Annotated in this window: 9 protein-coding genes; 6 read left to right on the top strand and 3 right to left on the bottom strand. The window is 40.3% G+C overall.

The window, feature by feature from the left end:
* Positions 1–3: 3 nt before the first annotated feature.
* Complete coding sequence (locus tag LVD17_RS17185; protein ID WP_233760247.1) at positions 4–2,037, top strand: leucine-rich repeat domain-containing protein; 2,034 nt, start codon at positions 4–6, stop codon at positions 2,035–2,037.
* Between the two features lie 95 nt (positions 2,038–2,132).
* On the opposite strand, the gene LVD17_RS17180 is transcribed toward LVD17_RS17185, so the two are convergent.
* Positions 2,133–2,933 carry a sulfite exporter TauE/SafE family protein gene (locus LVD17_RS17180; protein WP_233760246.1) on the bottom strand — a complete coding sequence of 267 codons (801 nt, stop codon included), beginning with the start codon at positions 2,931–2,933 and terminating at the stop codon, positions 2,133–2,135.
* 248 nt (positions 2,934–3,181) lie between these two features.
* Here LVD17_RS17180 and LVD17_RS17175 point away from each other — a divergent pair, with 248 nt between their 5' ends.
* The 5 genes from LVD17_RS17175 to LVD17_RS17155 all read left to right on the top strand — a co-directional run bounded on the left by LVD17_RS17175 (position 3,182) and on the right by LVD17_RS17155 (position 9,760).
* Entirely contained in the window at positions 3,182–3,559 is a 378-nt protein-coding gene (locus LVD17_RS17175) for a hypothetical protein (RefSeq protein ID WP_233760245.1), read from the top strand.
* Positions 3,560–3,706: 147 nt separating this feature from the next.
* Entirely contained in the window at positions 3,707–5,269 is a 1,563-nt protein-coding gene (locus tag LVD17_RS17170; protein WP_233760244.1) for a SulP family inorganic anion transporter, read from the top strand.
* The gene (gene can / locus LVD17_RS17165) at positions 5,242–5,892 is read left to right on the top strand and encodes a carbonate dehydratase (RefSeq protein WP_233760243.1); all 651 of its coding nucleotides are present in this window, start codon (positions 5,242–5,244) and stop codon (positions 5,890–5,892) included. Before LVD17_RS17170 ends, can begins: the two co-directional genes overlap by 28 nt.
* A gap of 217 nt (positions 5,893–6,109) precedes the next feature.
* Positions 6,110–7,768, top strand: a complete 1,659-nt coding sequence (locus LVD17_RS17160) for a S41 family peptidase (protein ID WP_233760242.1) — start codon at positions 6,110–6,112, stop codon at positions 7,766–7,768.
* Between the two features lie 246 nt (positions 7,769–8,014).
* Positions 8,015–9,760, top strand: coding sequence for a L,D-transpeptidase family protein (locus LVD17_RS17155; protein ID WP_233760241.1), 1,746 nt, complete (start codon positions 8,015–8,017; stop codon positions 9,758–9,760).
* On the opposite strand, the gene LVD17_RS17150 is transcribed toward LVD17_RS17155, so the two are convergent.
* Both LVD17_RS17150 and LVD17_RS17145 read right to left on the bottom strand, forming a co-directional pair.
* Positions 9,757–10,341, bottom strand: coding sequence for a C40 family peptidase (locus tag LVD17_RS17150; RefSeq protein WP_233760240.1), 585 nt, complete (start codon positions 10,339–10,341; stop codon positions 9,757–9,759). The two genes, LVD17_RS17155 and LVD17_RS17150, sit on opposite strands and share 4 nt — an antisense overlap.
* Before the next feature lie 84 nt (positions 10,342–10,425).
* Positions 10,426–12,585, bottom strand: a complete 2,160-nt coding sequence (locus tag LVD17_RS17145; protein WP_233760239.1) for a glutamine synthetase III family protein — start codon at positions 12,583–12,585, stop codon at positions 10,426–10,428.
* Between the last annotated feature and the right edge of the window lie 406 nt (positions 12,586–12,991).

Genomic DNA, 12,991 nt, shown 5'->3' with positions numbered 1-12,991 from the left:
AAGATGAGAGTTGGAGCTGTAAGAATATTGATGATAGCAATGCTGATAAGTGGTAATTGCTTTAATAATGCAAATGCCCAGAGCGATGAGGAGAAGGCAAAAGTATCGGAACTTATTAAGTTCCTAGAGTTTACGCTCAATACTTTAGGTGATCCTGAAGTCGCTGTGGGGGACAAGAAAACCATTACAGATCAGAGTTATCTGAAGATTTTCCAGGATAAGAATGTTCAGATTGAAGATGATCTATCCGAAAGAAAAGTATCCATAAACAAAAACGTCCAGTCGTATCTTCAGGATGTTGATATACTCTTTAAAAACGTCAGGTTCCAATTTGACATTAGTAAAATTGAAAAACACAGCAGTTCTGAGCAAAAGGATTATTTCAAAGTTACTTTTAAACGTACTATAACAGGTACTACAGCAGATGGAAAAAAAGTGGAGAATGCCAGTGTGAGGTATGCTGAAATTAACTATGAACCTACTCAGCAGGTATACAAAGTGGCCAGTATGTACTCTTCCGGCATCAGGGATATGAAGACATTCCAGGCATGGTGGAATGACCTAAACTTTGAATGGAAAGTGGTATTCCAGAGAGCGGTGGGAAGCAACGTAACTCCAAGTGAGTCACATAAGGTAATGGCTATTAAAGAAATTGACATCTCCTACAACAAATACATTACCGATCTCAAACCCCTGGCTAAACTAACGGCCCTTGAAATACTCAATTTTTCCAGTACAGGGGTAAATGATATTTCGATTTTGTCGCAGCTTTCCAACCTGCGCGAGATATATATGTCTAATACCGGAGTACAAAGCCTGGAGCCGCTCAAAGCATTGGAAAGCCTGGAGGTAGTATACTTTGAAAATACTTCTGTTAAAACGCTCGCCCCTATTACCCCGCTTAAGTCATTGAAGAAGGTGGTCTGTATCAATACCCCGATCGACCTTACAGAGATCAGGAAGTTTGAAGAGTCTAACCTGTCGTGCAAGGTACTATATGAAACCGCCGACCTTATAAATTGGTGGAACAACCTGCCACTGGCATGGAAGGAGAGTTTTAAGGAGCAATTCAACATAACAGCAACCCCTCCTACGGGCGAGGACCTGGCCAGGATCAAATCTGCCGAAAAGATAGATATTGAGGGTAAATATGGTATATACTCCCTGGAACCTATTGCTGATATGACCAATGTAAAGTCACTAAACCTCAAAAAATCCGGCATTACTTCCCTGGAGCCACTGAAGAAGTGGTCTAACCTGGAAAGGCTTGACCTCTCTGATACACATATAGACTCTTTGGGACCTGTCAATAACCTGAGCCTTAAACTGCTGGTTGCGGATTACTCCAAGGTAAACAAGGAAGAACTTGGTCTTTATGAAGCCAAACACCCTTCAACAACGGTAATCTATAAAACTATGGATTTCACCATTTGGTGGATAAAGCTATCAGAAGAATGGCGGGGAATTTTTGCCAAGGCCATAGGTTACACCGGCCCAATGGATAAACTACCATTAAAAAATCTATATCAAATTCTGGAGCTTAAAAAGCTTGTGATACCTGAGGGCAGTGAGATTGAAAACATTACACCTCTGGCTACCCTAAAAGACTTGCGTGAATTAAAAGTAAGCAAAGTGATGAAGATCTCTGACCTTTCTCCTTTATCAAACCTGGCTAAGCTGGAGTCTCTGGATTGTTCCTATAATCCGGTAGTTGACCTGACTCCCTTAATGGGTCTCAAAACTTTGAAAAATCTTAATATTGAGTACACACGTGTTTCGGACCTGGATCCGGTAAGCGGAATAACCAGCCTGGAGTCATTGCATGTATCCGGCACCAAAATAAATAATATTAACGCGGTGCGCAGATTAAGCAATCTTAAGGAGATATCCTTACAAAATACGTCAGTAAGTAACCTGTCTCCCCTATTCACCCTGATACACTTATCAAAGGTTTCCTGTTATAACACCAAGCTTTCGCAAAAAGAAGTGGCCAGCTTTAAAAACACTAAACCCTCGTGTGATATTACTTTTTACTAAAGTGGTATAAAAAGTTGACTACAATGTCCTGAGGGCTTCTGAGGTAATACCGGAAGCCCTATTTTTTTACATGCCACAGCAGGTATCCCTGCATCTTAAAATACCTCCTTAAAAAGAATATAAAAGGACATGAACAGCACAAACCAGCCAAACCAGGACTTAAGCCTTTCATTTGCAACATATCTTGAAACATAAGAACCGATAAATATTCCGGCAACCGCTATTGCTGTAAATGGAATAATAAAACTCCACTCGATAGGCTGCTCTTCAATATCCCCGACAAACCCTATCAATGATTTTGCAGCTATGATCAGCAAAGATGTACCCACGGCCAGCTTCATGGGTAATTTTGCCATTAATACAAGCGCCGGAATGATCAGAAAGCCACCACCAGCGCCCACTAAACCTGTAAGAGCGCCCACCAAAGCACCCTCAAGCAGTATCAAGGGATAATTAAAAACAGGCTCCTGACCGGCCATTTCCTTAGGTAGTTCTTTTCTTCCTGACATAATCATGGAGATGGAGGCCATGAGCATGATCAGTGCAAAAAGCACCATTATAGCGAGGTCCTTACTCACAATAATACGCTCTGACGAAAAAATAACATCAGGTACTGCCGGTACTACAAATTTTCGTGTTGTATAGACCGCCAAAAAAGATGGTATGGCAAAAACCACCGCCGTTTGATAACTCACCAGCCCCTTCCTCATGTAGTTTAAAGATCCGACCAGGGCAGACACGCCAACTACAAAAAGAGAATAAGAAGTAGACAGTACAGGGCTCACCCCTATTATATAAACAAGCGCGGGGACTGTTAAAATAGAACCGCCACCCCCGATTAGCCCTAATGTAAAACCTATAACTATTGCGGATAAATATCCAAAAAATTCACTCATATTTTTAAATGCAGCAGACCCTGACTTCACATTGCAGCGTCAATAATACATGGAATTTATAAAATACCGGGCCTGAATTACTGACTTTCTACATTGAAACTGAGGCTTCTGAATCATCGTCCCGAAAGACAACTTCAAAGACCGTCTATCAAGAAAAAAGTGAAAATTAAATTTCTGAATTCGAATTTTTCGATAATTTTTGTGAGTTTTGTAGAACCAGAATCAGTAGAGATTCGTAAATCTCATCAATGAACATCAGAACGACCATAGTATTTCAGCTACTGTCACTTTTTATTGCTGCGCAGGTGCTTAACATAAGCATGAATGTCAGCGATAACCTCATAGGCAAGAGCGGTCCCGGTTATAAGTACATCAACGAAATTGAAACTGTTGTTGAACTGATTGCCGAAATGGTACTCACTAATTCTGATGTTATACCGGAAACTCAGATACCGGGAGGAACACTGGGTTTTGAAGAAGAGGAAAAACACTTTTTAGAAGAAAAAGAGTTTATACATTCAAATTCATTTATTCCGGATATACTTTACAACAGTCGTTGCTTGTATAAATCTATCATTTTCACCAATCATATTACCGAGGTAATTACCCCACCGCCTCAGTCCTGATCTATTCCCTTTTTCTTAAGTATTTCTTTTCTTCAGCTTAGCTGAATACAAAAAATCCATGCTTCAACATGAAGTAATGTTAATTCTGACTTCATAATTTAAACATTATGAGGACAGATGTATTATATATTTATTGAATAGATCAAAATGACAAAAAAAAGTATTTTTTCACATCCGAAAAGTGACTTTCCGGCTGGGCTGGTGGTATTTCTGGTAGCATTACCTCTATGTTTGGGTATTGCTCTTGCTTCGGGAGCACCATTATTTTCAGGGTTAATTACAGGTATAGTTGGAGGTATAATAGTAGGAGCCTTAAGTGGTTCTAATGTTAGTGTTTCAGGCCCGGCAGCCGGTCTTACCGTTATAGTACTCGCAGCAATCGAGTCCCTGGGATCGTTCCAGGCATTTTTGGTTGCTGTTGTATTGGCAGGAGTCATACAATTATTGTTAGGCTTCTTGAAAGCAGGTATAGTAAGTCATTATTTTCCTTCATCAGTAATAAAAGGTATGCTGGCAGCTATAGGTCTGATACTTATACTGAAACAAATACCTCATGCACTTGGGTATGATGCCGATTTCGAGGGAGATGATGCCTTTATGCAGGCTGATGGAGAGAACACGTTTTCAGAACTTATAAATGCCGTAGGTGCCCTCCAGCCCGGTGCTATCATAATAAGTGTGCTGGCATTAGCTGTTTTAATTATATGGGACAGACCGAAGCTCAAGAAAATTACATTTTTCAGGATCATCCCTGGTGGACTGATCGCTGTTGTGCTCGGCATAGTTCTTAATCAAATTTACGCTGTCGCGGCACCTGACCTGGCGTTGGCCCAAGACCATATGGTTCGACTACCAGTAGCTTCCGGATTTTCCGAATTTCTGGGGCTTTTCACTACTCCTGACCTTTCAATAATCACAAACCCTCAAGTGTATATAGTAGCTCTTACCATAGCTATTGTGGCGAGTATTGAGACACTGCTTTGTATTGAAGCAACGGATAAACTGGACCCTCAGAAAAGGATAACTTCTACAAACAGGGAGTTAAAAGCACAAGGTGTTGGAAATATACTTAGTGGTCTGATAGGTGGTCTACCTATGACCTCTGTTATTGTCAGAAGTTCAGCTAACATAGATTCAGGTTCCAAAACGAAATTATCAGCCATTATTCATGGTGTTTTGTTATTCATTACAGTAATTTTTATACCAAACATCCTGAATATGATACCTCTGGCATCACTGGCAGCCATATTACTGGTAGTTGGTTATAAACTTGCCAGAATATCTTTATTCAAAAGCATGTATTCACTGGGATGGGATCAATTCGTTCCGTTTGTAATTACGGTACTGGCCATTCTGTTTACCGACCTGCTGAGAGGTATAGGAATAGGTATGGTATTCTCCATATTTTATATTCTCAGGAATAACTACAGAACAGCATTTCATTACAATAGTGAAGACAACGGCAAAGGCCAAAAAATTAATATCCGCCTGGCCGAGGAAATGACCTTCCTAAACAAGGGCAGCATGTTATTGACACTAAGGGATATTCCTGAAGATTCAGAAGTAGTGATTGACGGAACACACTCTAAAAACATTGATCATGATGTAAAAGAAGTAATTCAGAATTTCTTAGAAACTGCTAAACATAAAAACATTAAATTAACAATAAAGAATATAGGACAATGGAAAAATCATACAACAGGCTTATAGAAGGTAACAAGAAATGGGTTGAGGAAAAACTAAACCTGGACCCTACTTATTTTAAAAATCTGGCTAAAGGACAAAGTCCTGAATTCTTATGGATCGGGTGCTCTGATAGTCGGGTTCCTGCCAACGAAATCACCGGCACGGAGTCGGGTGAAATATTTGTGCACAGAAATGTTGCCAACATGGTTGTTCATACTGACCTGAACTTTCTTAGCGTACTTCAATATGCGGTACAGGTCCTAAAAGTTAAGCATATTATAGTATGTGGCCATTATGGTTGCGGTGGTGTACTTACTGCCATGTCTAAAACCAACGCAGGTCTGGTGAGTAACTGGTTAAGAAATATAAAAGATGTTTACCAAAAACATTCTAAAATATTGGATGCCATTGAAGATGATACCGAAAGGGCGAACAAACTGGTGGAGTTCAATGTGATAGAACAAGCTTCTAACCTGGCACGCACATCATTTGTACAGGATGCATGGCTCGAACGTGACCTTCATGTTCATGCGTGGGTATATGGCCTTGATTCCGGAACAATAAAGGAACTGGGAGTTACCATCAAAGGTGTTGAAGACCTGGAGGAGATTTACCGGTATGACTTCAAACAATTGGTAAATTCTTAAAAATTATTCAATCCAGTATTGCTGAGGCCGTTTAAATAACTTTAAACGGCCTCTCTTTTTCCGTGACTCTCCCTGTATGTGCTCAATCTTATGCGCAGGCCCTGTTGTTTCACCTTCCTGCAGCCTGATAACAACTTTATAATCAAATGATTCGTTAATTTGAACATTTAGACCTTCTAAAGGTGTTACTTTATAAGTACAATCTGAATTCAATAATATGACCCTCCGAAACAGAAAACTAAAAATATGGAGCGCCGGAACTTTGATAATTCTTGTCGCTCTGTCATTTTCCAACCCCAGCGACCGCTACTTTGAAATAGCTAAAAATCTGGACATTTTCGCTACCCTGTTTAAGGAAGTAAATGCGCTTTACGTGGATGAAGTTAATCCTAACAAGGTAATAAAAACCGGCATAGATGCCATGTTGGCTTCTCTTGACCCATATACAAATTATATTCCGGAAGACGACATAGAGGATTTCAGAACGCAAAGTACCGGGCAGTATGGCGGTATAGGCGCTATTACCAGCCGGTTAAACGGAAAAATAAAAGTGGTAATGCTTATGGAGGGTTACTCCGCTGAAAAGAACGGATTAAGAATAGGTGATGAAGTAATTAAAATTAATGATATTGATGTCAGGGAGCTGTCAAGAGAAGAAACAAGCGACCTGATGAAAGGACAGGCTAATACTCCTGTGTCTTTAACCGTTTTGAGATATGGCAGCACTGCACCAATTACGCTGGACTTTAAGCGGGAAAAAGTGAAGATCAGCAACGTTCCTTATTATGGTATGGTCTCAACCGATATCGGATACGTTAAGCTTACCGAATTTACCATGCAGGCGGGCAAGGAAGTAAGAAATGCCGTTGATGAACTAAAAGATAAAGGAGCAAAAAAGATTATTCTGGATGTAAGGGGTAACCCTGGGGGTCTGTTGATCGAAGCCGTTAATATTACCAATGTGTTCTTACCTAAAGGACAGGAAGTAGTCTCAACCAAAGGCAAGCTTACAGAAAATAATGCCTCTTACAAAACCCTAAACAATCCTGTAGATGAGGAGATACCGTTGGTGGTACTGATTAATAGTGGAAGCGCCTCTGCTTCGGAGATTGTGGCAGGCACCATCCAGGACTATGACCGGGGAGTGATTATCGGCCAGAAATCTTTTGGAAAAGGACTTGTTCAGATCACCAGACCTCTTTCTTATAACTCACAGTTGAAAGTGACCACCGCTAAATACTATACACCTAGTGGCAGGTGTATACAGGCCCTTGACTATTCATTCAGAAACGAAGATGGCAGTGTTGGTGCCGTTCCTGATTCCATAAAAATGGAATTTAAAACCACCAATGGAAGGACCGTTATGGACGGAGGTGGTATAGATCCTGATATCACCATTGAGAAAGAGTCATTGTCTCCGATTGCGCAGTCTCTGTTTATCAAAGGTTACATTTTTGACTATGCCACCAAGTATCATTTTGATCATCAGTCCATTACAGAAGCTAAGAATTTCAAGCTGTCTGAGCAGGAATACCAGGCTTTTACAGACTGGCTGTCAGATAAAGATTATAGCTACACTACTCAGGTTGAGAAAAAGCTTGAAGAACTAACCAAAAACGCAAAAAAAGAAAAGTACTATGAGGATATCAAAGAAAGGTTGTCTGATGTAAAAACCACATTGGAAAACAGCAAAAAAAATGACCTGACAGACTTTAAAAGCCAAATTGTAACCATGCTTGAGGATGAAATCACTTCAAGGTATTATCTTGAAAAGGGCTCGGTGGAATCAACATTTGATAGCGATGAAGACATCCTGGCGGCCATTAAAGTTCTTAACCAACCTGAGAGGTATAAACAAATTCTAGGAAAACAATAGATCATACGTTTAGGAGGTTTCGAGGCCTGTCATTGTTCAATATTGCTTCATAACACATCAGGTAATTAATATGTTGCCATGTGCTTGACTATTAAATTTACCAGACTTACTTAATATTTAAGTTTAGCTGCGCGCCGCAGTTCGTAAAACATTTATTTAGTACAGTCTATTTCATACCCCCAGGGCAAAGCCAACTGAGCCTGTTTTATGGTATTGCTTTTGCAATTTTTTAGTTAAAAACTAAAAATGACAAAACCTGCGCAAACCATTCTTACTCTGATTTATATATGCTTCGCTTTATTTTCGTGCTCTAACAAATCAGAATTTGAGATTAAGAATGACAAAATAAGGTCATTGATCAAAATTGGAAGTGATTCCATCAATGCCAGAGCTTATTTTCCTGACAAAGATGTGAGGAACTACCTACACGGTGAGTTCGATGACTTCTACAAAGACCGTGAATACAACCTTGCCTGGCTCAATTTCGATGAGCCTGAAAAACAAGCAGATGAATTACTGGAAGCTCTGGATACAGCACCTGAGCATGGCCTAAAACCTGAAAATTATGATACAAAAAAAATCGAAACACTGCTAAACTCTATTTACGATATTGAAAGCCACAAAGAGCGGCGTAAAAAATGGCGCAAGAAGCTTATTAAAAACAAAAAGTTTAAACAGAAAATACGTGAGGAGGATACCTTACGGTTTAAAGACATCGCGCAGCTGGACTTCTTGCTTACTGCTTCATATCTCACTTACGGTTCACACCTGCTATCCGGAAGGATAGACCCTAATGAAAAAGAAGAATGGTTTGCTCCAAGACGCAAAAAAGATTTGTCAGAGCATCTCGCAAAGGCGATAAGAAAAAATGATATTAAGGAGTCGTTACAAGAGCTGGCACCTTCTCATAGGCAATATACATTGTTGCGCAATTATCTCATACATTTCCGCAAATCATTAAATAATAAGGCTCCTGAAGTAGGACAACCCCTTCAGATTAATGACGTTGGTTCTGAAGTTATTAAGGCCAAAAAACGCCTAACCGCTTGGAAGGCAATAGATTTGGACATGAAGGACTCGCTCGTTTATGACCAAAGTACCACTGAGGCCGTTAAGCGTTTTCAGGCGTTTAACGGCCTGGAAGAAACCGGCAATATTGACCCGCAAACTCTGGACCTTCTGAACAAGCCTCTCTCCTACTGGATAAATAAAATAGAAACCAACATGGAAAGAATGCGTTGGCTTCATCAGGATTTTGGTGATCGTTATATATTGGTCAATATACCGGCATATGAGCTGAAAGTAGTGCATAAAAATGAGGCGGTAATTAATATGAAGGTCATAGTAGGCACCAACTATAAAAAGACACCTGTATTCAGTGATACGCTGGAGTATGTGGTGTTTAACCCTGATTGGACTGTACCCACTGAAATCGCGATAGAAGAAATGCTTCCACGGATTAAAGAAGAGAAGGATTATCTCTCGAGCCGAAATCTACAGTTATATGATGGCTGGTCCGAAAATGCAGAGCAACTAAAGCAAAAAGACGTGGATTGGGAGGATATAGACAGTACAAACTGGACATTCCGCATCGTAGAGGCTCCGGGGCCAGAAAATTCCCTGGGCCGGGTAAAATTCATGATGCCCAACAGCCAATTTATTTATTTACATGATACGCCTGCTCATTATTTGTTTTCCAAAAAAGAAAGAAACTTTAGTCATGGCTGCATACGGTTAGAAAAACCACTCGAACTGGCCGCATATGTGTTGGACTGTGATCTAAGTAAAATAAATAAGTATCTAGCTCTTAAAGAAACTCAAAGTGTAGTTCTTGACCAGGAAATACCCGTCCACATTGTGTATTGGTCAGCATGGGTGGATGAACGCGGCATGATAAACTTCAGGGAGGATATTTACAATCACGACCGCGTCCATCAAAAGAAAATAAGGCTCAAGGAAAATATAATTGCCAATCTCCACAACGGGGCTTAATCAGTCAATATCCTGCGAGCGCCCAAATAGCGCGCTTTATAATGTTTGTGGCTCAAACTGTCTATAACCACACCTCGTCTTGTAGAGCTGTGAATGAAGTTGATCTTTCCTCCGTCATTGGATACAACCATGCCCACATGCCCCACACTATTAACGCCCGGAGTCGGACTTTTAAATATAAGCAAGTCGCCTTTTTTCACTTCCTCAGTAACTGTCTCAACTCCATACTTTGACTGAAGAGATGATGATGCGGGAAGCAGTACATTAAAATTTTTATAGACATAACAGGTGAAGCCTGAGCAATCAAATACATTAGGCCCTTTGCCCGCATATTTGTAAGGACGCCCCTGCAAAGCCAGAGCATACTGCACCAGGCTATCCCTTAAGGTCATTACAAGCTCGTGTTTGTCTTCATCTTCTTCCGTATCCAGTGTATCTAAAGCTTCAACAGGTTCATAATATGCCTGCAGAAGGTCAGCATTATGATTTCTATTAAAATCCATAGCGCTGCTTACCACCAGAATAACGGCTAAAACCACATAGAACAACTTATCTTTTATTATTGCCTTTATCAATTCCATAAATGTATAGGTGCAATTTCCATGCAAGTAACAAAAAAAGCGAATGAAATAATTCCATCCGCTCTTTTTAAAGAATTTCAGATACTATCTAAGGAATAGCATTTCTCTGTATTTAACGAGAGGCCAATCCTCATCGTCAATCAGCATTTCAAGCTTATCCACTGCATAACGGATTTTATCAAAATATTTCATTTTTACGTCATCGCAGTATCCTATAGCCTTCTCTCTCAGGTCTTCCACTTTATTGAGGCGTTTGCGCTCTTCGATCATGTTATGAACCTCAGTCTGAATGGTATCAATATATCCGGAGATGCTTTCAATAGTTTTGATCACACCTTTGTTAGGAATATTCAAACCTTTCAGCCCGTTGGCATTCTGGATGAGCTTGTTTTGATATGCAATTGCCGTAGGAACGATATGGTTAAGAGCAAGGTCGCCCATTACCCGCGATTCAATCTGTATTTTCATGATGTAGCTCTCCCAGCGGATCTCGTTTCTGGCTTCAAGCTCCCTGTCAGTAAGAATAGCATGTCTGTTAAATACTTTGCGTGATTTTTCAGTCAGGTAAGCATCCAGTGCTCTTGGTGTATCCTGCGTATTAGATAGCCCTCTTTTCTCAGCTTCCTTTACCCATTCATCAGAGTACCCGTCGCCTTCGAATCGTATAGCTTTAGATTCTTTGATGTACTTTCTGAGTATAGCAACAATAGCCATCCTCTTTTCAGTACCTTTTTTAATCTCTTTCTGCACTGACTCATAGAAATCTGTCAACTGATCAGCTACGATAGCATTCAGTACGGTCATAGAAGATGCAGAGTTATCATTACCTCCTACAGCTCTGAATTCAAATTTATTACCTGTAAAAGCGAAAGGAGAAGTCCTGTTTCTGTCGGTATTGTCCTGGATGATCGGTGGGATTTTATCGATACCAAGTTTCATATACATGTTTTCACCTTTTCCAACCTTCACATTTCCTTTCTTCTCCAATTCGTCCAGCACGGCGGTCAACTGAGAGCCTATGAATACGGACATGATAGCCGGAGGTGCTTCGTTTGCACCAAGACGATGGTCATTGCCTGCCGAAGCCACGCTGGCCCTTAAAAGGTCTGCATGCTCGTAAACAGCTTTAATGGTATTGACAAAGAAAATCAGGAATAGCAGATTTTCCCTGGCGCTGGAGCTTGGCTGGAATAAGTTGACACCAGTATTGGTGATCAGTGACCAGTTATTGTGCTTTCCGGTACCATTTAGACCGGCGAAAGGCTTTTCGTGAAACAGTACCTTAAGACGGTGTCTCTCTGCCACTTTTGACATCACATCCATCAGCAGCTGGTTGTGATCAGAGGCTATATTGATATCTTCAAACAATGGTGCTACTTCAAACTGACTTGGAGCAACTTCGTTGTGTCGTGTACTAACTGGTATACCCAATTTCAAAGCTTCAATTTCAAAAGCTTTCATAAAGTCATATATCCTCGGAGGAATTGATCCGAAATAATGGTCATCAAGCTGCTGGCCACGTGCAGGGTTATGTCCGAATACTGATCTACCTCCCATTACGAGGTCAGGACGGGCCGCATATAGGGCCTTGTCAATTACAAAATATTCCTGTTCGCAACCCAATGAAGCTTTTACTCTCGTAACTTTCTTGTCAAATAGCTGGCAAACATTTGTAGCTGCTCTATCTACAGCTTCTACTGCTTTAAGAAGAGGAGTTTTATAGTCCAGAGCCTCTCCATTGTATGAAACAAACACAGTGGGGATACAAAGTGTAACTCCATAAATAAACATGGGCGAACTGGGGTCCCAGGCTGTATATCCTCTCGCTTCGAAAGTACTTCTTATACCTCCACTGGGAAATGATGAAGCATCCGGCTCTTGCTGAACCAATGCGGAACCTTTGAACTTTTCTATCCCTGTAGATGCATCAAAAAAGGTATCATGTTTTTCGGCTGTAGAACCTGTAAGCGGCTGGAACCAGTGGGTATAATGGGTCGCCCCTTTTGTTAATGCCCAGGATTTGGCTGCAGAAGCTACCGCATCCGCGGTTTCAGCATCTACTTTAGTTCCCCCATCAATAGCCTTTTTTACCCTTTTATAAATCTCGGGGGCTAGGAGACTCTGCATTTCGCGTAAACCAAAAACATCCTGACCAAAGAAATCTGAAATTTTCCCTGATACTTCTACTTTAGTTCTGGTTCTGTTATTCGCCAGATCAAGTGCTTTGAAGCGTAAGTGTGCCATAGTGGTTGTAGTATAAATTAAATTTTTCGTAAAAGTAGTAAAAATTTAATTCCATGGGTTATTTCACACCCATTATTTAAAATTATCACGTATTTGGATCAAAAACAGGGCATTTCAACACCGAATTTATTAAAAATGAACCAATATTTAACCAAGATGCACAAATACCCAATAACTATAAATAATAAAAATTTTTACTCACAAACAGTTTAAATAACACCCGTCAGTCTGTTATGTTTAGTAAAATTTCATTTCAAACAGGTCATAAACACACCTTGGCAGGCCCAGTCTGTCGAAGGATTAAGCGCTATATTTCGAAAATTTAAATCGAAGTATGATTAAAGTATAAATAATACGAAAGACGTATAATTATTATAATTATCATGCCGGTCATTATTTATTCCTT

The sequence above is a fragment of the Fulvivirga ulvae genome, from assembly GCF_021389975.1.
Classification (GTDB): Bacteria; Bacteroidota; Bacteroidia; order Cytophagales; family Cyclobacteriaceae; genus Fulvivirga; species Fulvivirga ulvae.
This window is presented reverse-complemented; position numbering and strand designations above follow the sequence as displayed.